The sequence below is a fragment of the Allostigmatella hybrida genome, from assembly GCF_020103775.1.
Classification (GTDB): Bacteria; Myxococcota; Myxococcia; order Myxococcales; family Myxococcaceae; genus Hyalangium; species Hyalangium aurantiaca.
On record NZ_JAHXBH010000053.1, the window covers coordinates 1 to 23,504 of the forward strand.

A 23,504-nucleotide genomic window follows, 5' to 3' on the forward strand; every position below is an offset into this window, starting at 1 on the left:
ATGGAGAAGGAGCTGCGCTTCGCCATCCGTGAGGGTGGCCGCACGGTGGGCGCCGGCGTCGTTGCCGACATCATCGCCTAGTCAGGCGCTGTACTGATTCCACACAGGCACCTCGGTGCCGGGGGGAGGGTTCTCGAGGACCTTCCCCTCTTGCCGTCTGAAGAGTTCAGGTCATGCCGAAGGGTAACCGCAGCATCATTTCGCTCGAGTGCACCGGTTGCAAGGAGCGGAACTACACGACCACGAAGAACAAGCGGAAGAGCCAGGACAAGCTGGAACTGAGCAAGTTCTGCCCCCGCTGCCGCAAGCATACGGACCACAAAGAAGGTAAGGTCTAGGTCCAGGGTTTAGGCCAGTAGCTCCAACGGTAGAGCAGCGGTCTCCAAAACCGCGTGTTGGGGGTTCGAATCCCTCCTGGCCTGCCAGTCATCAGAGAGTGGGGCCCCCGGTGCCAGAGGTACCGGGGGTCCCTGCCTTTTCCACAGTACCCCGTGAGGCATCATGGCAACCGCAACCGAGGCCAGCCAGCAGGCGAACCGCTCGGCGATGGACCCGAAGCGGCTGGTGGTCATCTTCCTGATTCTTGCCGGCATCGTCGCCGGGCTCTTCTTCGAGCACGTGCTGGGCCTCGTGTGGGCCCGCTTTGGCTGGGGTGACCCGGTCCTCATCGAGGGGCTCGACTGGCAGGTCTCCACCCTGGTGGGCTACCTGCTGGCGGTGGGCCTAGTGGCCGCCACGTGGTTCGTGCCCAAGAGCAACGCCCTGGCCATCGACATCGCCAGCGAACTGATGAAGGTGACCTGGCCGACCTGGTCGGAGACCCGGGCATCGACCGTGGCGGTGGTAGTGGCCTCGGTGGTGGCGGCCGTCATCCTCTTCTGCATCGATACCCTCGCCTACAACATGATGGTGGAGTGGCTGCCCGCTGTGTGGGGGAAGCTGTAATGGCGAAGAAATGGTACGTCGTTCACACCTATTCGAACTTCGAGAACCAGGCCAAGAAGAGCCTGGAGGAGAAGGTCCGGCTCGAAGGCCTGCAAGAGCAGTTCGGGGAGATCCTCATCCCCATGGAGCAGGTCGTCGAGATGGTGAAGGGGGAGAAGAAGACCTCCAAGCGCAAGTTCTTCCCGGGCTACATCTTCGTTCAGATGGAGCTGAATGACCGGACGTGGACCCTGGTGAAGAACACGCCGAAGATCACCGGCTTCCCGGGCGCCGCGCAGAACCAGCAGCCCACGCCCATCTCGGACGCGGAGGTGGCCCGGCTCACCTCGCAGATCTCCGAGGGCACGCTCAAGCCGAAGCCCAAGGTCCAGTTCGAGGATGGGGACACCGTCCGCGTCATCGACGGGCCGTTCGCCAACTTCAATGGCACGGTGGAAGAGGTCAACCCCGAGAAGGGGCGCGTGAAGGTGCTGGTGAGCATCTTCGGCCGTTCCACCCCCGTGGAACTCGATTTCATGCAGGTGGAGAAGACCACCGGCTAGTCCCTTCCGCGGCCCTGGGGCCGCGGATCCCCAGGTGGGAGAACCGCCGTCTAGCGGTTCGAATGAACCACCGTTTCGAAAGGCAGCTGTCAGCCGATGAAGAAAGTCACTGGGCAGGTCAAACTGCAGATTCCCGCCGGTAAGGCGAACCCCGCTCCGCCGATCGGCCCCGCGCTCGGTCAGCAGGGCGTGAACATCATGGAGTTCTGCAAGCAGTTCAACGCCAAGACCCAGGCGGAGGCCAAGGAAGGCCTCATCATCCCGGTCATCATCACCGTGTACCAGGACCGGTCCTTCACGTTCATCCTCAAGACGCCCCCGGCGGCCGTGCTCATCAAGAAGGCGGCGGGCCTGCACACCGAGAAGAAGAAGGGCTCGGGCGCCAAGAAGCCTGGCAAGGAGAAGGTGGGGCAGATCACCCGCCAGCAGCTGGAGGAGATCGCCAAGAAGAAGATCCAGGACACCACTGCGGCTTCGCTCGAGGCGGCGATGAGCACCATCGCGGGCACCGCGCGCTCCATGGGCATTGACGTCGTCGGCTAACCGACGCCCTCTTCGAAAGGATTCCGACCATGCCGAAGATTGCCAAGAAGTTCGCCGCCGCTACCGCCCTTGTGGATCGCAACAAGCGCTACACCATCACCGAGGGCTTCCAGCTCCTGAAGAAGACGGTCGAGGCCCGGGCCACCAAGTTCGACCAGACCGTGGATGTCGCCATCAACCTGGGCGTGGACCCCAAGCACGCGGACCAGATGGTCCGTGGCGCCGTGGTGCTCCCGCACGGGACCGGCGCCGTGGTGCGCGTGGCCGTGTTCGCCAAGGGTGAGAAGGCCAGCGAGGCCGAGGCCGCCGGCGCCGATGTCGTGGGCGGCGATGACCTCGCCAAGCGCATCGAGGGTGGGTTCCTCGACTTCGACACCGTCGTCGCCACCCCGGACATGATGGGTGTCGTCGGCCGCCTCGGTAAGGTGCTGGGCCCCCGCGGCCTCATGCCGAACCCCAAGGTGGGCACGGTGACCGTGGATGTGCGCAAGGCCGTCGCGGACGCCAAGGGCGGTAAGGTGGACTTCCGCGCCGAGAAGGCGGGCATCGTCCACGTGAAGATGGGCAAGTCCTCCTTCACCGCGGACAAGCTCGAGGCCAACTTCAACACCCTCGTGGACCTGGTGATGAAGCTCAAGCCGGCCACCGCCAAGGGCGTCTACCTGAAGGGCATTGCCCTCTCCACCACCATGGGTCCGGGCATCAAGATCGACACCACCGAGATCCTCGCCCGGCATCGTTAGCAGGACTTTCGGCCGCTTGGCGGGAGGGCCCCTGGGCCCTTCTGTCGGCGGCCGTACGTTTTCGCGCAAAAAAGGCTGGATCTTTGCCAAAGCCGGGGGTATAGGCCCCCGGCTTTTGCAATTCGGGCGCCACGTTCGTTCAACGGGGTGTCCATCCCTGGTTCATGACAGCAGGGACCCAGAAAACGGCACGCCTCCCGTTTGGGAACCGGGCAACCGGTCGGGGGGAGTGAAGGTTGCTGGGTTCAAACGGCCGCAAGGCCAGCCCTGCCGAGACTTGGAGGTGCGGTGTGGTGCCTCTCGAAGGCTCCTCTCGCTCTGCCGCTTTGGCCCAGGCATCAAGCCCACCGCATAGGTGGGTCTCGTAAGGAGGTGAGTCAAGGTGCAGAAGAGCGAGAAGGAAGAGATGATCAAGGAACTCAGCGACAAGTTCCAGCGGACTCAGACCGCGATTGTCGCCGAGTTTTCCAAGCTGGACGTGGAGACCGTGACCAAGCTCCGCCGGAAGTTCCGCGAGGCGAAGGTCGAGTACAAGGTCATCAAGAACACGCTCGCCAAGCGGGCGGCCAAGGGGACGTCGGTGGAGGTTATCTCCGACGACTTCAAGGGTCCCGTCGCGCTGGCGATCAGCTACGACGACGTCATCGCCCCGGCCAAGATCCTCACCGAGTTCGTCAAGGACTTGGAGACGATCAAGATCCGGAGCGCCGTCGTGCAGGGCCGGAAGATCGACGTCGAGGGCGTGAAGGCCCTGGCGAAGTTGCCCGGTCTGACGGAGCTGCGCGGACAGCTGCTGGGGATGCTGAACCAGCCGGCCTCCATGCTGGCCCGGACCCTGTCGGCCCCCGGTTCGCAGCTCGCGCGGGTGCTTCAGGCCCACAGCGAGCAGGGCGAGTCCAAGTAACTGAATCGAGAAGCATTCCCACTGACAACCGCCGGCCTTTTTCTCCTGTGGAGTCCTGGCCGGTTAGATGAACCCAGAAGGAAGAATCACAATGGCTGACCTGAACAAGATTGTGGAGGACCTCTCCTCGCTCACCGTCCTCGAGGCGGCGAACCTGGTGAAGGAGCTGGAGAAGAAGTGGGGCGTTTCCGCCGCCGCCGTTGCCGTGGCCGCTGGCCCGGCCGCGGGCGCTGCCGCCGCCGCTCCGGTGGAGGAGAAGACGGAGTTCACGGTGGTTCTGGCCAACGCCGGCGCCAACAAGATCAACGTCATCAAGGAGATCCGCGCGATCACCGGCCTGGGCCTGAAGGAGGCCAAGGACCTGGTCGAGGGCGCTCCGAAGAACGTCAAGGAAGCCGTCTCCAAGGACGACGCCAAGAAGTTCAAGGACCAGCTCACCGCGGCTGGCGCCACCGTCGAGATCAAGTAGTTCCGCAGGGGGCGCTTGGTCCCGGGAAGTTCCAGGCGCCTCCCTGGCTGGTTGAGCAGGCCGACGCCCCCGGAAGAGGGGGGTGTCGGCTTTGCCCATTTGACGATTCCCGAATTTCCCGGCGCCGCCGCGCGTTACTGAAGTTTGCCCCGCCCGAGCCCGCAGCCCGAGCCGCCCGTTCCCGGAGACCGAATGCCGACGCAGATCCAGAACAACTTCCGCGTGCGGAAAACCTTCGCGAAGATCGCGAAGATCATCGACATTCCCAATCTCATCAACATCCAGAAGCAGTCCTACGAAAAGTTCCTCCAGGCGGACATCGCGCCGGAGAAGCGCGAGGACCTTGGCCTTCAGGGTGTCTTCAAGTCGGTGTTCCCGATCCGCGACTTCAACGAGACCTCCTCGTTGGAGTTCGTCAGCTACCACTTGGAGAAGCCCAAGTACGATGTGGATGAGTGCCACCAGCGTGGCATGACCTACTCGGCGCCCATCAAGGTCGTCGTGCGCTTGGTGGTCTGGGACAAGGACGAGGAGACTGGCGCCCAGTCCATCCGCGACGTGAAGGAGCAGGAGGTCTACTTCGGCGAAATCCCGCTGATGACCCAGAACGGCACGTTCATCATCAACGGAACGGAGCGCGTGGTGGTCAGCCAACTGCACCGCAGCCCGGGCGCCTTCTTCGACCACGACAAGGGCAAGAGCCACTCGTCTGGCAAGCTGCTCTACAACGCCCGCATCATCCCGTACCGCGGCTCGTGGATCGACTTCGAGTTCGACCACAAGGACCTGCTGTACGTGCGCATTGACCGGCGCCGCAAGCTGCCCGCCACGGTGCTGATCCGCGCGCTGGGCGCCGTGCAGGACACCGCGAAGAAGAACCCGTTGACCTTCTCGGGCTCCACCGAGGAGATCCTCAACTACTACTACGCCACCGAGACGATCTACCTCACGAGCAACGCCGACTTCGAGAAGTCGGTGGAGCTGGAGCTGCTCCCCGGCCAGCGCGCCACGCGCGACATCAAGACGAAGACGGGCGACCTCATCGTCAAGAAGAACCGCAAGTTCACCCGCGCCGCCATCAAGAAGCTCGAGGCGGCGAAGATGAAGACGCTGCCCATCGACGCGGACGAGCTCTTCACCAAGGTGTCCGCCTACGACGTGGTGGACGAGAACACGGGCGAGGTCATCCTCGAGTGCAACGAGGAGGTCAGCCAGGAGAAGGTGGACGAGCTCCTCAAGCGGGACATCAAGGAGTTCAAGGTCCTGTTCATCGACAACCTCAACGTGGGTCCGTACCTGCGTGAGACGCTGATGATGGACAAGATCGAGACGTCCGAGCAGGCGATCATGGAGATCTACCGCCGCCTGCGCCCGGGCGATCCTCCGACGCCCGAGACGGCCACCAACCTCTTCAGCAACCTGTTCTTCAACCCCGAGCGCTACGATCTGTCCAAGGTCGGCCGCCTCAAGCTGAACTTCAAGTTCAGCCTCGAGGAGCCTTTGGACGGGCAGATCCTCACCAAGCGCGACATCCTCGAGGTCATCCGCTACCTGGTGGACCTCAAGAACGGCAAGGGGACGATCGACGACATCGATCACCTCGGCAACCGGCGCGTGCGCGCGGTGGGCGAGCTGTTGGAGAACCAGTACCGCATCGGTCTGGTGCGCATGGAGCGCGCGATCAAGGAGCGCATGAGCCTCCAGGAGATCGAAACGCTCATGCCGCACGACCTGATCAACGCCAAACCGGTGACGGCGGTGATCAAGGAGTTCTTCGGGTCCAGCCAGCTGTCGCAGTTCATGGACCAGACGAACCCGCTCTCCGAGGTGACGCACAAGCGCCGCCTGTCCGCCCTCGGGCCCGGAGGCCTCACCCGCGAGCGCGCGGGCTTCGAGGTGCGCGACGTGCACCCGACGCACTACGGCCGCATCTGCCCCATCGAGACGCCGGAAGGCCCGAACATCGGCCTCATCGCGTCGCTGTCCACCTACGCCCGCGTGAACGAGTTCGGCTTCGTGGAGACGCCGTACCGCAAGGTGGAGGCCGGCTCGGTGACCACCGACGTGGCCTTCTACTCGGCGCTCGAGGAGGAGAAGCACACCATCGGCCAGGCCAACGCGGAGACGGACAAGAAGGGCAAGTTCGTCAACGCGCTCGTGTCCTCCCGCCGGGGCGGCGAGTTCGTCCAGGCCAAGGCCGAGGATGTGGACCTGATGGACGTGTCCCCGAACCAGCTTGTGTCGGTGGCCGCCTCGCTCATCCCGTTCCTCGAGAACGACGACGCCAACCGCGCGCTCATGGGCTCGAACATGCAGCGCCAGGCGGTGCCGCTGCTGCGCACCGCGGCCCCGCTCGTGGGCACCGGCATCGAGGCCATCGTGGCCCGCGACTCCGGCGTGACGTGCGTGGCCCGCCGCGACGGTGTGGTGGAGTCCGTGGACGCCAGCCGCATCGTGGTCAAGTCGGACTCGCAGGGCTCCCTGAGCGACGTGTCCTCCGAGGTGGACATCTACAACCTGCTCAAGTACCAGCGCTCCAACCAGAACACGTGCCTCAACCAGAAGCCCATCGTCCGCAAGGGCGACCGGGTGCGGAAGGGTGACGTCATCGCCGACGGTCCGGCGACGGAGACCGGTGAGCTGGCGCTCGGCCAGAACGTGGTGGTCGCGTTCATGCCGTGGCAGGGCTACAACTTCGAGGACTCCATCCTCATCAGCGAGCGCATCCTCCGGGATGACGTCTTCACGTCGATCCACATTGAGGAGTTCGAGTGCATCGCGCGTGACACCAAGCTGGGCAAGGAGGAGATCACCCGCGACATCCCGAACGTGGGTGAAGAGGCCCTCAAGGACCTGGACGAGAGCGGCATCATCCGCATCGGCGCCGAGGTGAAGCCCGGCGACGTGCTGGTGGGCAAGATCACCCCGAAGGGCGAGACCCAGCTCTCCCCCGAAGAGAAGCTCCTGCGCGCCATCTTCGGTGAGAAGGCCGGCGATGTGCGGGACAGCTCCCTGCGCGTGCCCCCGGGCGTTCAGGGCACCGTCATCAACGCCAAGGTCTTCAGCCGCAAGGGCGTGGAGAAGGACGAGCGCGCCAAGCAGATCGAGTCGGCCGAGGAAGCCAAGCTCCTCAAGGACCAGAACGACGAGATCAAGGTCCTCCAGGACAGCGCCTTCAGCCGCCTCCGCGGCCTGCTGCGCGGCAAGGAGGCCCAGGGCAAGCTCGTGGATGACAAGGGCAAGATCCTCCTGAAGAAGGGGGACATCCTCAACGACGAGCTGCTCGCCACCGTCCCGTACAAGTACTGGGCGGAGGTCTCCGTCGGCGACCCGCTCGATGGCCGCATCCGCGACATCCTCAAGAACCTGGAGGACACCAAGGAGGCGGTGAAGCTGGCGTTCGGAGAGAAGATCGCCCGCATCAAGAAGGGCGACGAGCTGCCCCCTGGCGTCATCAAGATGGTGAAGGTGTACGTCGCCATCAAGCGCAAGCTGGCCGTGGGCGACAAGATGGCCGGCCGTCACGGCAACAAGGGCGTCGTGTCCCGCATCCACCCGGAAGAGGACATGCCGTACCTGGACGACGGCCGTCCGGTGGACATCGTCCTCAACCCGCTGGGCGTGCCCAGCCGCATGAACATCGGGCAGATCCTCGAGACGCACCTGGGCTGGGCGGCCAAGGGCGTGGGCGAGCAGCTCCAGCGCTACATCGAGCTGAACTACTCCGGCGAGCAGCTCAAGAAGCAGCTGAAGACCGTCTATGACGACAAGGCCTTCGGCGACTTCGTGGACACGCTGCCCGACGACGAGGTGAAGATCCTCTGCCAGCGGCTCAAGAAGGGCATCCACGTCGCCACGCCGGTGTTCGACGGCGCGCGCGAGCCGGAGATCCACTCGCTCTTCGACGAGGCGCGGCTGCCCCGCACGGGCCAGATGGTGCTCTTCGACGGCCGCACCGGTGAGCCGTTCGACCAGAACGTCACCGTGGGCGTCATGTACATGCTGAAGCTGCACCACCTGGTGGACGAGAAGATCCACGCGCGGTCCATCGGGCCTTACTCCCTCGTCACGCAGCAGCCCCTGGGCGGCAAGGCCCAGTTCGGCGGCCAGCGTCTGGGAGAGATGGAAGTGTGGGCCATGGAGGCCTACGGCGCCGCGTACACGCTGCAGGAGTTCCTCACCGTCAAGTCGGACGACGTGGTGGGCCGCACGCGCATGTACGAGGCCATCGTCAAGGGCGACAACGTGCTGGAGTCGGGCCTGCCCGAGTCCTTCAACGTGCTCCTCAAGGAGCTCCAGTCGCTCGCCCTGGACGTGGAGCTGCTGGAGAGCGCGCCGCCCGAGCGCCAGCGCTCGTTCGGTGGCGACTTCAGCGGTGGTGGCGACAGCGACGACCGCAAGACGGGGACGGATGCGTAGCCCGAAGGGCTGACTCACGCAGGTGCCGCGCAGCGGATGCCCGCTCCCAAGGAGGGCGGGCATCCGGCTTCAGCGGCGGCGCAGTCCCGCAACGCAAGGGCGCTTCGGCGCTTCATAAGATTTCGGAGGCAACGTGAAGGACATTTTCAACTTCTTCGAGAAGCCCAAGGACCCGCTGTCGTTCAACGCCATCCGCATCGCGCTGGCGTCGCCGGACAAGATCCGGCAGTGGTCTCACGGTGAGGTGAAGAAGCCCGAGACCATCAACTACCGCACCTTCAAGCCGGAGCGGGACGGTCTCTTCTGCGCCCGCATCTTCGGGCCGGTGAAGGACTACGAGTGCAACTGCGGCAAGTACAAGCGCATGAAGCACCGCGGCGTGGTGTGCGAGAAGTGCGGCGTGGAGGTGATTCAGTCCAAGGTGCGCCGTGAGCGCCTGGGCCACATCACCCTGGCCACGCCCGTGGCCCACATCTGGTTCCTCAAGTCGCTGCCGAGCCGCATCGGTAACTTGCTCGACATCACCCTGAAGGACCTGGAGAAGGTGCTCTACTGCGAGAGCTACATCGTCCTCGACCCGAAGGCGACGCCGCTGCTCAAGGGCGAGCTGCTCTCCGAGGAGAAGATGCACCGGCTCTTCCAGGAGCACGGTGAGGACTCCTTCACCGCGGGCATGGGCGGCGAGGCCGTCCGCGAGATGATGAAGTCCATCGACATCGAGAAGCTGTCGGAGGACCTCCGCCGCGACATGCGGGAGACCAACAGCGAGGCCAAGCGGAAGAAGTACGCCAAGCGCCTGAAGGTGGCCGAGGCGTTCCGCGTCTCGGGCAACCGCCCCGAGTGGATGATGCTGGACGTCATCCCCGTCATCCCGCCCGACCTGCGTCCGCTCGTCCCCCTGGACGGTGGCCGCTTCGCGACGTCCGACCTGAACGATCTGTACCGCCGCGTCATCAACCGCAACAACCGCCTCAAGCGGCTCCAGGAGCTCAACGCCCCGGACATCATCATCCGCAACGAGAAGCGGATGCTGCAGGAGGCGGTGGACGCGCTGTTCGACAACGGCCGCCGCGGGAAGACGATCACCGGCCCGAACAAGCGGCCGCTGAAGTCGCTGTCCGACATGCTCAAGGGCAAGCAGGGCCGGTTCCGTCAGAACCTGCTCGGCAAGCGCGTGGACTACTCGGGCCGCTCCGTCATCGTCGTGGGCCCGGAGCTCAAGCTCCACCAGTGCGGCCTGCCGAAGATCATGGCGCTCGAGCTCTTCAAGCCGTTCATCTACAACAAGCTCGAAGAGAAGGGCTACGTCACCACCATCAAGAGCGCCAAGAAGATGGTGGAGAAGGAGCGTCCCGAGGTGTGGGACATCCTCGAGGACGTGATCCGCGAGCACCCGGTGCTCCTCAACCGCGCCCCCACGCTGCACCGCCTGGGCATGCAGGCCTTCGAGCCCGTCCTCATCGAGGGCAAGGCCATCCAGCTGCACCCGCTGGTGTGCGCCGCCTTCAACGCGGACTTCGACGGCGACCAGATGGCCGTGCACGTGCCGCTGTCCATCGAGGCTCAGATGGAGGCGCGCGTGCTGATGATGTCCACCAACAACATCCTCAGCCCCGCGCACGGCAAGCCCATCATCGTCCCCACGCAGGACATGGTGCTCGGCATCTACTACATGACGCGCGCCCGTGAGTTCGCCCACGGCGAGGGCCGCGTGTTCGCCTCGCCCGAGGAAGTGCGCGCCGCGTACGATCACGGCGAGGTGCACCTCCAGGCCAAGGTCGTCTGCCGCATCTACGGCAAGCGCAAGGAGACCACGGTGGGCCGCGTCCTGCTGTGGGACATCGTCCCGCGCAAGGTCGGCTTCGACGCCATCAACAAGGTGCTCGACAAGAAGTCGCTCGGCTCGCTCATCGACCTCTGCTACCGCCTCACCGGCGAGAAGGAGACGGTGCTCCTGGCCGACCGCATCCGCAGCCTCGGCTACACCAACGCGACCCGCGCCGGCATTTCCATCGCGCTCAAGGACATGGTCATTCCTGCCAAGAAGCAGGAGTTCCTGGACTACGCGAACAAGGAAGTGGCGGAGATCGAAAACCAGTACCTCGAGGGCCTCATCACCGACGGTGAGCGCTACAACAAGGTCATCGATATCTGGGCGGAGATCACCGAGAAGGTCGCCAGCGAGATGATGCAGCAGATCTCGCAGGAGGAGGCCTCGGGACAGGGCAAGGAGGGCAAGCGCGAGACGCGCAAGCAGCCGTCCTTCAACCCCATCTACATCATGGCCGACTCCGGTGCCCGCGGCTCTGCCCAGCAGATCCGCCAGCTGGCCGGTATGCGTGGCCTCATGGCCAAGCCCTCGGGTGAAATCATCGAGACGCCCATCACGGCGAACTTCCGTGAAGGCCTCTCGGTGCTCCAGTACTTCATCTCCACCCACGGTGCCCGGAAGGGTCTGGCCGACACGGCGCTCAAGACCGCCAACTCCGGTTACCTCACCCGCCGTCTCGTGGACGTGGCGCAGGACGCCATCATCAACGAGTACGACTGCGGAACCATGGACGGTCTGTTCATCGGCTCCCTGGTCGAGGGCGGCGAGATCATCGAGCCGCTCGGCGAGCGCATCCTGGGCCGCGTGGCCCTGGACGACATCCTCGATCCCGTCACGGGCGAGGTGCTGGTGCGCGCCAACGAGGAGATCGACGAGGACCGCGTCCGCCGCATCGAGAACAGCGGTCTGGACAAGGTGAAGATCCGCTCGGTGCTCACCTGCCAGGCCAAGCGCGGCATCTGCGTGGAGTGCTACGGACGAGACCTCGCCCGTGGCCGCAAGGTGTCCATCGGCGAGGCCGTGGGCGTCATCGCGGCGCAGTCCATCGGCGAGCCGGGTACCCAGCTCACGATGCGCACGTTCCACATCGGTGGTACGGCGACGCGGCGCGCGGAGCAGTCCAGCCTCGAGAACCGCTACAACGGTACCGTGAAGTTCGCGGGCCTCGTCACGGTGCAGAAGACGGACGGCACCCTGGTGGCCATGAACCGCAACGGCGAGCTCGTGGTGGTGGACGACAGCGGCCGCGAGCGCGAGCGCTACCAGGTCATCTACGGCGCCCGCATCCTCGTGAAGGAAGGGCAGCGCCTGGAGGCCGGTACGCTCCTGGCCGAGTGGGATCCGTTCGCGATCCCGCTGCTCACCGAGGTGGGCGGTGTCGTGCGCTACGAGGACATCATCGAAGGCGTCACGATGAGCGAGGCCCTCGACGAGGTGACCGGCCTCAGCCGTAAGACGGTCATCGAGTCGAAGGACCCCGAGGCCCGTCCTCGCATCACCATCCGGGATGTGAACGGCAACGTGAAGGAGCTGCCCAGCTCCCGCAACCCGGCGAGCTACTTCCTTCCCCAGGGCTCGATCATCACCGTCAACGATGGTGACGAGATCCACCCGGGCGAGGTCATCGCCAAGGTGCCGCGCGAGACGACGAAGACCAAGGACATCACGGGCGGTCTGCCCCGCGTGGCCGAGCTCTTCGAGGCGCGCAAGCCCAAGGACGCGGCGGCGATCGCGGAGATCGACGGCGTGGTCTCCTTCGGCAAGGACACCAAGGGCAAGCGCAAGCTCATCATCACCCCCGAGGTGAACAACGAGGCGCGCACCGACCTGGCCAAGGAGTACCTGATCTCCAAGGGCAAGAACATCAGCGTGCACTCGGGTGACCGCGTGAAGGCGGGCGAGGCCCTGATGGACGGCTCCGCCAACCCGCACGACATCCTCAAGGTGCTCGGCGAGAAGGAGCTGGCGCGCTACCTGGTGGACGAAGTGCAGGAGGTCTACCGCCTCCAGGGCGTGAAGATTAACGACAAGCACATCGAGACGATCGTCCGGCAGATGCTGCGCCGGGTGCGCGTCACCGAGGTGGGTGACACCAACTTCCTCGTCGACGAGCAGGTCGAGAAGTGGGTGTTCGAGGAGGAGAACGAGAAGGTCATGTCCGAGGGCAAGCGCCCCGCGGTGGGCGAGCCGTTGCTGCTCGGCATCACCAAGGCCTCGCTCTCCACCGAGTCCTTCATCTCGGCGTCCTCCTTCCAGGAGACCACCAAGGTGCTCACCGAGGCCGCCATCAACGGCAAGGTGGACTACCTGCGCGGCCTCAAGGAGAACGTCATCATGGGCCGCCTCATCCCCGCGGGTACGGGTCTGCCGAACTACCGGCACCTGGACATCGAGGTGGAGAGCCCCACCGACGAGGTCAACGAGATGGAGGCCGCCCTGGCCGCCACCCACGGGGACTCGACGCCGATGCAGTCGCTCTCCTCGCGCTCCGAGGGCACGCAGACCACGGGCGCCGCCTAGCGCGCCCGGGGCCCGCCGCCCCGCTTGAGAAATCCCCGCCGCCGTCCGGACTTCAAAATTCCGGGCGGCGGTTTCTTTTTTTCCCTTGCTTTTCTGGGCCCCTCTTGACGGGGCTAATGCGCCGCGTTATTGACCGATTCGTCAATCAACCCACTCCGCCGAGGAGACACGCACATGGCCACCCACGACAAAGCCCGCAGCCTGGAGACGTTTGTGAAGGGACAGCTCGAGGACGCGCAGAAGCGCTTCGAGGGATTTGAGCAGGAAGCCAGCAAGGTGCTCAACACGCTCAAGGTCCGTGGCCAGGGCTCGGCCAAGGAAGTGGAGAAGCTGCTGGGCCAGCTCAACACCGAGACGCTGCTGGAGAACCCTAAGGTGAAGCAGCTGGGCCGCCGGGCCACGCAGGTGCGCACGGAGCTGCGCAAGCGCCTGGATGGGTTCCAGGCCCGCGCGGTGGAGGCGGTGGGCGTGGCGAGCCAGGCCCAGGTGAAGGAGCTCAACCGGGAGCTGACGCGCCTGTCGAAGAAGCTGGATCAGGTCCTGCCCTCCGCGGTGAAGAAGGTGACGGGCCGGCTCGGCTCGCGGCCGTCGGCTTCCTGACGCTGGCTTGCTTTACGAGTCAACGGAGGGAAGGGTAGGAGGGAGGCTGCCGTTCCCTTCGCAGCCGGGGTGTGCTTATTTCAGCCCCGGATTTCCTCAATCCCGGGCCTTTCGGCCTGGGCTCCTCCCGGAGTGACCGAATGGACAAGCCAGAGGCCCCCCGAGAGAAGCACCCCGTCGCCGAGGCATTCGAGCGCATCTGGAGCCAGGCGCTCCTGGCCGTCTCGACCGCCGAGGAAGAGATGAACCGGACCTTCCAGCGCGTGGCCACCACGGCCGGCTGGGGCCCGGAAGAGGTGAAGCGCCAGGCGCGCGACTTCACCGAGCGCGTGCAGGGACACCGCCGGGAGCTGGAGCGCAATGTGGAGGAGGCGGTCCGGGGGACGTTGACCCGGCTGAAGGTTCCCCGGCGTGAGGAGTTGCAGGACATCGAGGCGCGGCTGACGCGGTTGGCCGAGCGCATCGAGGTTCTGGGGCAGAAGAAGTGAGTGCTTCACCCCCGCGGACGGCGGGTGCCCGGTGGCTGGCGTGGCTCCACGCGTCGAGCGCGGGGTGCGCCAAGCTGCCGCTGATCGCCGGGATGGCGCTGGTGGTCTCCGCCCGCGTCATCCCCGTGCTCAGCCAGCCGTCCACGGAGCCCGTCGTCCCCGCCGTGGTGCTGGCGGAGCCGGCCTCCCACGATGCCTTGCTGATCGACGCGGTGTTGGCCAAGCGGGCGCCCGAGCTGGGCCTTACCCTGCGCCGCCAGCTCGGTTGGGCCATCGCCGAGGAAGCCCAGCGCTCCGGGTATGATCCGCTGCTGATCCTCGCCGTCATCGACGTGGAGTCGGACTTCGCGGAGGAGGCCGTCTCGGACAAGGGCGCCCGGGGGCTGATGCAGATCAAGCCCAGCACCCTGCATTTCCTGGCCGAGAAGGAAGGCCTGCGCCTGACCCGGGAGGAAGTGGCCGCGGATCCTGCCCTGTGCGTCCGCCTGGGCATCCGGTACCTGCGGACCCTGCAGGAGCGCTTCGCGGGGGACCTGGAGCTGGCCCTGATGGCCTACAACGCGGGGCCCACCCGGATCCGCAAGGCCATCAAGGACAAGGAGCTGGACGCCTTCCGGCGCTACCCCCGGCTCGTCAAAAGAGACTTCCGGCGCTTCCGGGAGGGGGAGGGCCTGGGAGGCGACTGGGCCCTCGCACAGCGGGAGGGGAGCACCGGCCCCGCGGCCCCGTAAATCGAAGAGAATGTCTGGCCGGGAAGCGCGTTCACATTCGTGCACGCACGCCTTGTCCGGTCCCTCAGGGTGCGCTAATGGGGCTGTAAGTTCCTGGGACCTTTGGGGATTTACCCAGGAGTGACGCCCATGTCTCGCTCGACCTTGACCGCCGTCCGGCTCATGCTCGCGGCCCTGTTGGCACCCGCTCTGGCCTCCGCCCGGTCCGTGTACCTCAATGGGGTTCAGATCGACGCGGTGACCCAGCAGAAGTTCGAGAAGGCCACCGTCCGCATCGACGAAAAGGGCGATGTCCACATCGATGCCCCCGGCTATGCGGCCCGTGTCGTGCAGCAGCCCGCCGCCGCGGCCCCCGCCGCTCCGGCGGCCTCCACGCCCCCGGCCGCCGCCGCAGCGCCCGCCCGGCTCACCCAGCGCTACTTCCTGGTGACCCAGCAGGCGGTTCCGGGCATGGCGGAGTACGACATCGACGTCTACATCAACTCCAAGTGGATCCGGAAGCTGCGGGGCAGCGAGGACCAGGTCATCCAGGATGTGACGCGAAATCTCCAGCCAGGCAAGAACACCATCCTGCTCACCGCACACAAGACGTCGGCGGGACAGCGGAAGAGTTATTCGCCTCAACACACTTTCAAGGTCATCATTGGTGAAGGCAACGTGGGTGGGGACAATGTGATGATCGACGACCCGATCATCCAGTTCCAGCGCACGGCCGCGGACACGCAGGATGTGTCCGAGGAGTTCACGCTCACCACGCGGTAGCGTCCGAGGAGGCGGCGGCAACCTTGTTCAACGTCGATGAAAGATATCGCGGGCTTCCCGCGAGCCGCGAACAGGTGATTGCCCTGCACACGTCGCTCAACTCGCCCCACCTGTTCATCCCGGGCAAGCCCGCGGGGCCCGCGCAGGCGTTCATCCTGGGGCTGCGGGGCTCCACGGGCTTCGCGACCTTCATCTACCTGTACCTGGCCGAGGCCGCCGACTGTGCCGTGTACGTCTCGGGCAAGCGCAACGCGAGCTTCGAGGAGTACCTGGGCGAGGAGGCCGAGGCGCTGGCCTTCGTCGAGTCCATGGGCTTCATGATGGACAACTCCAACTGGCGTTCCATGGCGCAGGCCACCCAGGAGGAGCTGCTCCACACGCTGCCCGTCTTCTTCCGGGATCCCCGCCAGGTGCCCGCCGTGCAGAAGCGCGTCGAGGAGAAGCGCAACGCGGCCGCCACGCTGGGACGCTTCCTGGCGGCTTTCTGAGTCCACACCTCCGAGTCAGAGTCACATCATGCCCCGTCTGTTTCCTGCCTGGCCCCTGGCGCTCGTCCTCGCGCTCTCCGGTTGCAAGCACGTCCCCACCGAGCGGGAGCGGCAGAGCTCGGAGATTCACTACAACCTGGGCATCCAGGCCCAGGAGGCCGGCAACGTCCAGGAGGCGCTGAGCGAGTTCCAGCAGGCCGTCACGTTGGACCCGAACAACCCGGAGGCCCGCAACGCGCTGGGCATCATTCTGCACCTGTCCTTCGGGCGCCACGCGGAGGCCATCGCGGAGTACGAGAAGGCGCTTGAGCTGAGGCCGAACTTCTCCGAGGCCCGGTCGAACCTGGGCAACGTCTTCCTGGACCAGGGGCGCTACGACGAGGCCATAAAGTCCTACGAGCAGGTGCTCAACGACATGCTCTATCCCACGCCCTTCATCGCGCAGAGCAACATGGGCTGGGCGTACTTCAAGAAGGGGGACACGGCCAAGGCGCTGGAGAACATCAAGGCGTCGGTGACGCTCAACCCGAGCTTCTGCCGGGGTTACCAGAACCTGGGCTTCATCTACGACCAGCAGGGCGAGACGGAAGAGGCGTGCCGCCAGTTTGGCCGCTACCGGGAGATGTGCCCGGAGGTGGCGGATGCCTACATGCGCGAGGGCGTCTGCCAGGCGAAGCTGGGCAAGGCCGATGCGGCGCGCGAGAGCTTCACCTCGTGCGAGAACAAGGCGGCCCAACCGGCGCTGAAGGACGAGTGCCGCCGCCTCCGGGAGCACCTGTAAACCCAGGACGACCGTGGACCATCTCGACTTCGGCAAGTACCTCTCCCAGCAACGGGAACTGCGAGGGATGTCCCGCGCGGACATCTCCCGTGCGACGAAAATCCCTCCCAGCCTCATCACCGCGCTGGAAGAGGGGCAGGTCGAGCGGCTGCCCGCGCGCGTCTTCGTCGTGAGCTACATCCGGGCCTACGCGCAGGTGATTGGCCTGGAGCCCGAGGAGGCCGTGCTGCGCTACGAGGAGGTCAGCAAGGCCACCCCCGCGCCCACCCCCGCGGCCCTGGAGCAGGAGCGGCGGCGCCGGGCCTGGGTGGGGCTGACGGTGATGGTGCTCGTCCTGGTGCTGGGCGTGTGTGCGTTCCTGGTGGTGACCGGGAAGCTTCCGAACCCCTTCGGGGGTTGAACAGGACCATGGAGCGGTTCGTTGACGAGGCGTTGGTGCTCTCCACCGTGGACTACGGGGAGGCGGACCGGCTGGTGACGTTCCTGACGCGCCAGCACGGCAAGCTCACGGCCTTCGCCGCCGGGGCGCGCAAGAGCAAGCGGCGGTTCGCCGGAGCACTCGAGCCGTACATGAACCTGCGCGTCCAGCTCGTGGAGACGCGGGGCAGCACGGTGCGGCTGGACTCCGCCGACATCCTCGCGGGCTATTACACCGCGCGGCAGGAACTGCCCCTGATTGCCCGGGCCCTGTACGCCGTGGAGATGTGCCGCGAGCTCACGCGCGACCACGAGCCGCACCCCGAGCTCTTCGCCCTCCTGGAGCAGTACCTTGCCCGGCTGGATGCCAAGGAGGCAGGCCCCACCTCGCTCCTCGCCTTCGAGCTGTCCGCGCTGGCGCATGCGGGGTTGATGCCGCGTTTCGATGCCTGTGCGCTGTGTGGCGGCGAGCCCGGGGAGCGGCCCCGGTTCGACCAGGCCCATGGGGGCGCTGTCTGCGAGCCTTGTGGCGGGCGGGCCCGCGACGCGGTGGCCGTCCCGGCCACGTTGCTGGCGGGGCTCCGCGCCTTGCAGGAAGGTCAGCGCACGCCCCTGGCCCCGGAGCTGCGCGCCCAGGCGCGCGGAATCCTCAACGTCTTCATCGCGCACCACCTGGGCCGCCGCCTCAAGAGCGTGGACTTCATGGCCCAGGTCGGGCTGGACTGACGCGCGTCCGGCTCAGGGCAGCTCGGTGGCAGGGCAGAAGCCCGACTGCGGCACGCAGGCCTGGATGTACGCGTGAGGCTGGCCATCGGCGCCCGTGCAGTAGAAGCGGGTGCCCGGCTCGTTCTCCACCAGGAACCCCTTGCAGGTGAAGGTCTGCCCCGGGGCCTTGCTGTCCGAGGGACAGGCCCCGCCCTCGCCGGTGGTGCATGAGTAGATGACGTCGCCACAGCCGTAGCCCGAGGGGCAGTCCGCGTTCGTGGTGCAGTGGCTTCCGCAGAAGTTGCGGGCCACCTGGCCCTCGCTGATGAACGTGAGGCACGTGGCGCCTCCGCCGCAGACGTTGGGAGACGCGGTGCAGTCCTGGCAGTCCGTGCGGCCCACGCGCGGCCCGCAGAGGCCCCCCGTGGGCGCGCAGAACAGGTTCACGCCGCAGCTCGCGTGGGTGCGGCAGTAGTCCTGGCATTGGCCGGACTCGCAGGCCTGCTTGTCCGCGCAGTCCGCATCGCGGCGGCACCCGGGGCGGCAGCGGGCCATCTGGGCATCGCAGAGCTGGCCGAAGGCACAGTGCTCATCGAGCGTGCAGGGGCCCGAGGGGATGCACCGGTCCATGGTGGTGTCACAGAAGGTGTCGCGCGGGCAGTCGGCGTTCGACGTGCAACTGCCGAGCGTCTGGCAAAAGCCCAGGCCATTGCAGTACTGGCCCGAGGCGCACCCCGCGTCGCTCTGGCAGCGGCAGGCCCCGGAGGCGGCATCGCAGAAGTTCCCCGCGCCGCACGCCGCATCGCTGATGCAGACACAGCGCTCGCCGCTCCCGTCCTTGCGGTAGCCCTCGGGACAGCACGCATCGCCCTGGCACACGCAGGCACCCACGCTTGCGCTGTAGATGTGGTCTGGCGGGCAGCACGAATCCTTGGCGCAGACGCAGTCCTTGCGCTCGGCATCGAAGCGGTGGTCCACCGGGCAGCACTCATCCGAGTCACACACGCAGCGCTCGGTCCGTGCCTCATACCGGAAGCCGCTCGGGCAGCAGGTGCTGGCCGTGCAGCGGCAGGCGCCCGCATCGGCATCGAACGTGTAGCCCGCAGGGCAGCACTCCTGGCCGCCGCATTCGCAACGCCCCGCGGCGGCGTTCCACACGTGGCTCTCGGGGCAGCAGGAGCTGTCCCGGCACACGCAGGACTCACTGGTGGCGGAGTACGCGTGGCCCTCGGGGCAGCAGGAGCTGTCCCGGCAGAAGCAGACGCCCGCCTCGCAGCGCATCCCATCCGGACAGGCCTGATCGGTGAGGCATTCGCAGGTATCGCCCTGGAGGGCGTAGCCCGCAGGGCACTCGGGCGTGATGGCCGTCCGCGCGCACGCGGAGAATCCCAACGCGGCCAGCAGCGCGAGCAGGAGCAGGGCAGGGGAGCGGTTCACGAAGCCTCAAGGGGGGGCAAGGGCGTACTCGAAGCGCAGGAGCGCGCCGGGAGGCGGGACGTAGTTGCCCAGGAAGGTGATGCTCTGGGTGTCCGCGCGGTACTGCCACCCATTCACCAGGTCTCTGGGCACGGGCGCGCCATTGACGAGCACGCGCAGGGTGGTGGGCACCGGTTTCAGGGAGAGGGGGAAGGCCCGGCGCAAGGTGTTGAGCGCCGAGGCGATCTTCACCAGCGTGCCCTCGAAGGAGGTGTCACAGATGGAGCCGATGATGCCGCCCGTTCGCGTGGCGACGGCGCTGTAGCGGAAGGCGGGGTCCGCCCGTCCGCCGAAGTAGATCTCCTCGCCCGGGGGGAAGCAGCCATCCGGCGTGGTGCCGCCGATGATGGAGAGCGAGGAGAGGTTCTCGTTGCCCGGCCCTTTCAGGCTGCGCAGGAACCGCGCGTAGTAGGCCGGGTCTCCATACGAGCCGTCGTCCTCGTCCGTGACGGCGATGACCGCCAGCGCCGCGTTGGGACGCAGAAAGCCCGCGTTGGCCCCGCTGCGGTTGGGCTCGGTGAGCGCCAGCTCCGTCATCCGCAGGCCCTGCTCCAGGCGGGCGCGCGAGGCGGCAGGGAAGGAGGTGTTCTGGAGGAACACGTCGCGGGGCGCGGGGGTCTCCGGGGTGATGATCTTCGTCGTGCCGCGCAGGACGCCCCGGTCGGTGAAGTTCGTGGAGATGACGCCCATCTGGTAGCGCACCTGGAGCCGCGACAGCTCCTCCAGGAAGCGCGAGAAGTGGAGCGTGAGCATCTCCCTCTGGTTGGCCATGGAGCCGGAGTCGTCCACCACCCAGAGGATGTCGACGATGCCTTCCACCTGGCGCTGGACATCCACCTGCACCGCGGGCGCCACGGGCGGATCCCTCACCTCGACGCGCTGGGTGACGGAGCGGTCCACGGTGGGGGGCAGCAGCTCGACGGGAGAGACGCGCGGGGGGGCCACGGTGGGCACGGCCTCGCCACGGCCAGGGTCTCCTGACACGTTGTCGCAGCCGGAGGCGCCCAGCAGCGCAGCGAGCAGGAAGAGACGGAGCGTCATGGCGGCCAGAATGTCGTAGGCGCCATGGGGGCCGCAAGCTTACGGTGCGGTTTGTCAGAGCGAAGTATGACATGAAAGTCACAAGGCCCGGGTGCTGCCCATGAAGCCTCTCCCTCTGTTGCTGTTGTGCCTGGTGGCCTCGGGGTGCCAGTGCGGCCCGGATGTTCCGGTGCCCGTCACCCTGCGAATCCGCAACGAGACGTCCCAGGCCATCTTCGTGGACGCCACGGATGGCACGCTGGGGCTGCGCGTGCAGCGCCGTGTCCGGGGGCAGTGGTACTCCTTCGTGGAGGCGCCCCCGTGCGAGTGCCTGGCCTGCGACAGCATCTGCGGCGGGTGCTCCTGTTCCGTGCCCACGCGGCCCTCCCAGGTGTGGAAGCTTCTTCCGGGTGCGGCCCTGGAGCGCGCGTGGGAAGGGGTCGTGCAGGTGGACGAGACCGCCTCGTGCCGGGATGACTCCGGAGCACTTCAGGGGTGTCTGAAGCCCGAAGTTCCGTCCTTTGATGAGACGTTCCGGTTGGAGCTTTGTTACGCGGTGTCGGTCCCGTCCGCAGGCCCCACCGATGGAAGCGCGCCCGTGCCGGGCCAGCTCCCGGCCGATGCGCAGCATTGCGTCCGGCAGGAGTTCACGCCCGTCGAGGGGGTGGTGGAAGTCCGGCCCTTGCCGCCCCCGCCGTGCACGGAAGGGGCCGCCTGCACCGCACCCGGCACCCTGTGCCTGGAGGGCGTCTGCACGGCGACGTGTCCCGCCCACGCGTTTCCGGCCCTGGGAGGCGCGTGGCAGGTGCGGGTCCTCGAACCGGAGGAGCAGGGGGTTCCTGGTTTCTTCACCGTCCGTCCCGGCCCCGGCACGCGCCGCAGCTTCACGGGCGCCGGGACGCTGACCTCGGTGCGCTATGCCCAGGGCACCCTGACGCTGCATCTCGCCCGCCCCGCCGTGCCCTCCGGGGAGCACAAGGCCTCCGTGTCCTTCGCGCTCCCGGTGGAGGCCGCCTTGCCCCTTCAGGCCGGAGAGGGTGTGACGGTCCATGTGGTGGACGCCTCCTCGGACGAGCTTCCCGAGAACCGTGCCCTCACGTTGCGAGACGCGGCGGGAACCCTGCTGCTGGCGGCGGACCCGGGGCAGCTCGGTGCCGTGCTGAGCGCGGACGAGACGGCCCCCTTCGCGGTGGCCCCGCTGCCCGCGCCCGTGGGCTGTGAGGACACACCGTGCGGCAAGCGGGTCTTCCACCGCACCGGGTTTCGCCTGGGAACCGAGGTGTGGGAACTCCGCCCAGGGGAGGGCGCGGACCTCTCGGACCCGAAGGCCACGTGGCACGCGCTCAACCTTGCCAACAGCGAGTTCCTGTCCGGTGCCTGTCCGCTCAGGAGCGTGATGCCCTACGTCCTCGTCTTGAGATGAGCTACGTGAACCACTTTGATGACCGGTGGCGGAAATCCGCTTTTCTTTTCTTATAAATCCGTAGATTCGGGTGGGAGCAAACCTGCGGCAATGGCGAGGTCCCGCGTTTCATGGATGCGGTGCATGATGCGCGCCGACTCAGGAAACACTGTCTTGGCTTGTCGGGCGAGCGCTAACGCCTCTGGGATCTGATGGTCCAAGACGAATGAGGAAAGCAGTCCAGCCCAAGCATCTTCGAGACTCGCTAAAGCTTTGGCGGCACCCTCCTCATAGAGTGAGCGAGCTGTTTTGAAGTCGTTGTGAATGGAGTCGTGGAAGTACGCTAGTTCGATGAGTGATGGAGCACTTCGAGCCGAAACTTGAACAGCTTGTTCCAGCAAGTGCTGAAGTCTGGCGAAGACTAGGTTGTTTTCTGTAATAGGTTCCTTTTCGAGGAGCAGCGAGCGCGCTAGCTGGAGGAGGTTGGGGACAAAAGCAGGGCAGGCCTCGGCCAGTGCTTGGTGAGATTGGATCTGCGAAACGTTGACGCGCTTCTCCTTCCCTGCGTCACAAGCCGCATGAAATTTCGCGATCAACTCTTCGGGACTGAGATGAGCCAAGACTTGCTCACTTTTCCATCAGGCGGGATTGTTGCTCAATGAGTTTTACAGCCATGCGTAATTGTGGCTGGGTTGCGAGGCTGTAATCTGCTGCCTTCAGCATGCTCTCGATCTGGAAGCAGGTGAAGTCTTTGAGTTGTGAAGGGAAGTCAGGTGCTCGTTGGAGTCTCGCTGGAATTTCGCCAAGCTTCGTGTTCAGCACAGCAATCTTTTCAAGCATCTTCTGTGCTGCTGCAGGCGCAATGAGCCCAGACCGGGTGCCCTCGGCAAGCAATGCTTGTGCTTCAGCGAATTGGCCTTTCGCGATCAAGGCCCAAATGCGGACATTTGCCGAGCCCCCTTTGGCCCGGATACCTTCTTGCTGGTCCGCGTCTGGGCGGCCGCTAGAGCCGCCATGACTGCACCCGTGGAACCCCAAAGTTAGCAAGATTAGTATTACGCTCCAGTACATGACTCCTCCTTTCGTCGGTTTGAGGTTCGGCATGGAGCGTTTGCCCGGGTTGCATTCGGCATGGGCCTTTTGAGAGGCACGCAGTCTCTTGATTCTGGTCTGGCGGCATCACTCCACAAGGCTATGAAAAAATTCTTCCCAACTTTGACCGAGCCTGAGCTTTTCGAGAGTGATCATCTTCTCGCGGATTCGTTCGATGTCACGCGCAACACGATCGTAGTCCTCAGGATGCACTTTGCCCGGAATGAGGATGCGTTGACAGTCCTCGTTCGAGCCTATTGACTGGTAATGAAGGATTGTGCGGGTTGCTTCGACATGCGCCAAATCTGCATTCTTAGGCAGAACAACAAATGCTAACCATGGGGTCAATGGAACAGCAATGCCCGTGGTGGATGTAGGGTGCTGAGGAATGGCGTTTGAGTCCATGGTTCGGACTGGGAAGAGGAAGAACCCGGTTTCAGGATAGAAGAGCCACGACTCATCGGGCATCCCCAGCGTAGCAAGCTGGACCCTCTTGTTCCATTCTTGTGCCCATTCATCACGGCCATCTTTGCCGAGCTTAAGAATTGCCTCTAGCAGGCTGCTGAAAAAGTGACTGGCGGAGGACCCACCTCATGAGCTACCTGCCTCGGAGCACCTACGTGGGA

Annotated in this window: 24 protein-coding genes and 1 tRNA gene; 20 read left to right on the forward strand and 5 right to left on the reverse strand. The window is 65.7% G+C overall.

The genetic code is table 11. From position 1 onward, the window contains the following. The 19 genes from KY661_RS36445 to recO form a co-directional block, all read left to right on the forward strand. A partial coding sequence (locus KY661_RS36445) for an EF-Tu C-terminal domain-related protein (RefSeq protein WP_225414596.1) occupies positions 1–81 on the forward strand: 81 nt, incomplete at its 5' end. Between the two features lie 92 nt (positions 82–173). After that, the gene (gene rpmG / locus KY661_RS36450) at positions 174–338 is read left to right on the forward strand and encodes a 50S ribosomal protein L33 (protein WP_075010967.1); all 165 of its coding nucleotides are present in this window, start codon (positions 174–176) and stop codon (positions 336–338) included. Positions 339–349: 11 nt separating this feature from the next. Continuing rightward, a tRNA-Trp gene (locus KY661_RS36455) sits at positions 350–425 on the forward strand. Between the two features lie 76 nt (positions 426–501). Next, positions 502–945, forward strand: a complete 444-nt coding sequence (gene secE, locus KY661_RS36460; RefSeq protein ID WP_075010966.1) for a preprotein translocase subunit SecE — start codon at positions 502–504, stop codon at positions 943–945. Beyond that, positions 945–1,487, forward strand: coding sequence for a transcription termination/antitermination protein NusG (gene nusG / locus KY661_RS36465; protein WP_075010965.1), 543 nt, complete (start codon positions 945–947; stop codon positions 1,485–1,487). The genes secE and nusG overlap by 1 nt, the downstream gene beginning before the upstream one ends. A 96-nt stretch (positions 1,488–1,583) precedes the next feature. Then, positions 1,584–2,030, forward strand: coding sequence for a 50S ribosomal protein L11 (gene rplK, locus KY661_RS36470; RefSeq protein WP_075010964.1), 447 nt, complete (start codon positions 1,584–1,586; stop codon positions 2,028–2,030). A gap of 29 nt (positions 2,031–2,059) precedes the next feature. After that, entirely contained in the window at positions 2,060–2,773 is a 714-nt protein-coding gene (rplA, locus tag KY661_RS36475; RefSeq protein ID WP_225414586.1) for a 50S ribosomal protein L1, read from the forward strand. Positions 2,774–3,155: 382 nt separating this feature from the next. Further along, positions 3,156–3,677: a 50S ribosomal protein L10 gene (rplJ, locus tag KY661_RS36480; RefSeq protein ID WP_075010962.1), complete on the forward strand. Its 522-nt coding sequence runs from the start codon at positions 3,156–3,158 to the stop codon at positions 3,675–3,677. Between the two features lie 91 nt (positions 3,678–3,768). Next, positions 3,769–4,146 (forward strand): 50S ribosomal protein L7/L12, encoded by a 378-nt coding sequence (rplL, locus tag KY661_RS36485; protein ID WP_075010961.1) that lies wholly within the window; start codon positions 3,769–3,771, stop codon positions 4,144–4,146. Positions 4,147–4,338: 192 nt separating this feature from the next. Further along, positions 4,339–8,565, forward strand: a complete 4,227-nt coding sequence (rpoB, locus tag KY661_RS36490; RefSeq protein WP_075010960.1) for a DNA-directed RNA polymerase subunit beta — start codon at positions 4,339–4,341, stop codon at positions 8,563–8,565. Positions 8,566–8,698: 133 nt separating this feature from the next. Then, on the forward strand, positions 8,699–12,916 hold the full coding sequence (gene rpoC / locus KY661_RS36495) for a DNA-directed RNA polymerase subunit beta' (RefSeq protein ID WP_075010959.1): 4,218 nt from the start codon (positions 8,699–8,701) through the stop codon (positions 12,914–12,916). 174 nt (positions 12,917–13,090) lie between these two features. After that, the gene (locus tag KY661_RS36500; RefSeq protein ID WP_075010958.1) at positions 13,091–13,516 is read left to right on the forward strand and encodes a hypothetical protein; all 426 of its coding nucleotides are present in this window, start codon (positions 13,091–13,093) and stop codon (positions 13,514–13,516) included. Positions 13,517–13,656: 140 nt separating this feature from the next. After that, complete coding sequence (locus tag KY661_RS36505) at positions 13,657–14,004, forward strand: phasin family protein (protein WP_075010957.1); 348 nt, start codon at positions 13,657–13,659, stop codon at positions 14,002–14,004. Further along, positions 14,001–14,735 carry a lytic transglycosylase domain-containing protein gene (locus KY661_RS36510; RefSeq protein ID WP_075010956.1) on the forward strand — a complete coding sequence of 245 codons (735 nt, stop codon included), beginning with the start codon at positions 14,001–14,003 and terminating at the stop codon, positions 14,733–14,735. Before KY661_RS36505 ends, KY661_RS36510 begins: the two co-directional genes overlap by 4 nt. Before the next feature lie 129 nt (positions 14,736–14,864). Then, the gene (locus KY661_RS36515; RefSeq protein ID WP_225414587.1) at positions 14,865–15,497 is read left to right on the forward strand and encodes a hypothetical protein; all 633 of its coding nucleotides are present in this window, start codon (positions 14,865–14,867) and stop codon (positions 15,495–15,497) included. A gap of 23 nt (positions 15,498–15,520) precedes the next feature. Further along, positions 15,521–15,985 (forward strand): social motility and stimulation tgl protein, encoded by a 465-nt coding sequence (locus KY661_RS36520; protein WP_225414588.1) that lies wholly within the window; start codon positions 15,521–15,523, stop codon positions 15,983–15,985. A gap of 28 nt (positions 15,986–16,013) precedes the next feature. After that, on the forward strand, positions 16,014–16,766 hold the full coding sequence (gene tgl, locus KY661_RS36525) for a social motility TPR repeat lipoprotein Tgl (RefSeq protein WP_075010953.1): 753 nt from the start codon (positions 16,014–16,016) through the stop codon (positions 16,764–16,766). A 13-nt stretch (positions 16,767–16,779) separates the two neighbouring features. After that, complete coding sequence (locus tag KY661_RS36530; protein WP_075010952.1) at positions 16,780–17,166, forward strand: helix-turn-helix domain-containing protein; 387 nt, start codon at positions 16,780–16,782, stop codon at positions 17,164–17,166. 8 nt (positions 17,167–17,174) lie between these two features. Next, positions 17,175–17,909 (forward strand): DNA repair protein RecO, encoded by a 735-nt coding sequence (recO, locus tag KY661_RS36535; RefSeq protein ID WP_225414589.1) that lies wholly within the window; start codon positions 17,175–17,177, stop codon positions 17,907–17,909. A gap of 12 nt (positions 17,910–17,921) precedes the next feature. Here the strand turns inward: recO and KY661_RS36540 are convergent, their stop codons facing one another. Next, positions 17,922–19,325: a hypothetical protein gene (locus KY661_RS36540; protein WP_225414590.1), complete on the reverse strand. Its 1,404-nt coding sequence runs from the start codon at positions 19,323–19,325 to the stop codon at positions 17,922–17,924. Positions 19,326–19,331: 6 nt separating this feature from the next. After that, positions 19,332–20,405, reverse strand: a complete 1,074-nt coding sequence (locus tag KY661_RS36545) for a vWA domain-containing protein (protein WP_225414591.1) — start codon at positions 20,403–20,405, stop codon at positions 19,332–19,334. A gap of 100 nt (positions 20,406–20,505) precedes the next feature. Here KY661_RS36545 and KY661_RS36550 point away from each other — a divergent pair, with 100 nt between their 5' ends. Further along, the gene (locus tag KY661_RS36550; protein ID WP_225414592.1) at positions 20,506–21,807 is read left to right on the forward strand and encodes a hypothetical protein; all 1,302 of its coding nucleotides are present in this window, start codon (positions 20,506–20,508) and stop codon (positions 21,805–21,807) included. A 50-nt stretch (positions 21,808–21,857) separates the two neighbouring features. On the opposite strand, the gene KY661_RS36555 is transcribed toward KY661_RS36550, so the two are convergent. The 3 genes from KY661_RS36555 to KY661_RS36565 all read right to left on the reverse strand — a co-directional run bounded on the left by KY661_RS36555 (position 21,858) and on the right by KY661_RS36565 (position 23,346). Further along, positions 21,858–22,406: a hypothetical protein gene (locus KY661_RS36555; protein WP_225414593.1), complete on the reverse strand. Its 549-nt coding sequence runs from the start codon at positions 22,404–22,406 to the stop codon at positions 21,858–21,860. A gap of 7 nt (positions 22,407–22,413) precedes the next feature. Then, positions 22,414–22,857 carry a hypothetical protein gene (locus KY661_RS36560; protein WP_225414594.1) on the reverse strand — a complete coding sequence of 148 codons (444 nt, stop codon included), beginning with the start codon at positions 22,855–22,857 and terminating at the stop codon, positions 22,414–22,416. A 108-nt stretch (positions 22,858–22,965) separates the two neighbouring features. After that, positions 22,966–23,346, reverse strand: coding sequence for a hypothetical protein (locus KY661_RS36565; RefSeq protein ID WP_225414595.1), 381 nt, complete (start codon positions 23,344–23,346; stop codon positions 22,966–22,968). Positions 23,347–23,504 lie beyond the last annotated feature (158 nt).

Excerpts from the sequence above, each read along its gene's own strand:
- rpmG (WP_075010967.1), top strand. The coding sequence starts at position 174 with ATGCCGAAGGGTAACCGCAGCATCATTTCGCTCGAGTGCACCGGTTGC.
- secE (WP_075010966.1), top strand. The coding sequence starts at position 502 with ATGGCAACCGCAACCGAGGCCAGCCAGCAGGCGAACCGCTCGGCGATG.
- nusG (WP_075010965.1), top strand. The coding sequence starts at position 945 with ATGGCGAAGAAATGGTACGTCGTTCACACCTATTCGAACTTCGAGAAC.
- rplK (WP_075010964.1), top strand. The coding sequence starts at position 1,584 with ATGAAGAAAGTCACTGGGCAGGTCAAACTGCAGATTCCCGCCGGTAAG.
- rplA (WP_225414586.1), top strand. The coding sequence starts at position 2,060 with ATGCCGAAGATTGCCAAGAAGTTCGCCGCCGCTACCGCCCTTGTGGAT.
- rplL (WP_075010961.1), top strand. The coding sequence starts at position 3,769 with ATGGCTGACCTGAACAAGATTGTGGAGGACCTCTCCTCGCTCACCGTC.
- rpoB (WP_075010960.1), top strand. The coding sequence starts at position 4,339 with ATGCCGACGCAGATCCAGAACAACTTCCGCGTGCGGAAAACCTTCGCG.
- KY661_RS36500 (WP_075010958.1), top strand. The coding sequence starts at position 13,091 with ATGGCCACCCACGACAAAGCCCGCAGCCTGGAGACGTTTGTGAAGGGA.
- KY661_RS36505 (WP_075010957.1), top strand. The coding sequence starts at position 13,657 with ATGGACAAGCCAGAGGCCCCCCGAGAGAAGCACCCCGTCGCCGAGGCA.
- KY661_RS36515 (WP_225414587.1), top strand. The coding sequence starts at position 14,865 with ATGTCTCGCTCGACCTTGACCGCCGTCCGGCTCATGCTCGCGGCCCTG.
- tgl (WP_075010953.1), top strand. The coding sequence starts at position 16,014 with ATGCCCCGTCTGTTTCCTGCCTGGCCCCTGGCGCTCGTCCTCGCGCTC.
- recO (WP_225414589.1), top strand. The coding sequence starts at position 17,175 with ATGGAGCGGTTCGTTGACGAGGCGTTGGTGCTCTCCACCGTGGACTAC.
- KY661_RS36545 (WP_225414591.1), bottom strand. The coding sequence starts at position 20,405 with ATGACGCTCCGTCTCTTCCTGCTCGCTGCGCTGCTGGGCGCCTCCGGC.
- KY661_RS36550 (WP_225414592.1), top strand. The coding sequence starts at position 20,506 with ATGAAGCCTCTCCCTCTGTTGCTGTTGTGCCTGGTGGCCTCGGGGTGC.
- KY661_RS36560 (WP_225414594.1), bottom strand. The coding sequence starts at position 22,857 with ATGTACTGGAGCGTAATACTAATCTTGCTAACTTTGGGGTTCCACGGG.
- KY661_RS36565 (WP_225414595.1), bottom strand. The coding sequence starts at position 23,346 with ATGCCCGATGAGTCGTGGCTCTTCTATCCTGAAACCGGGTTCTTCCTC.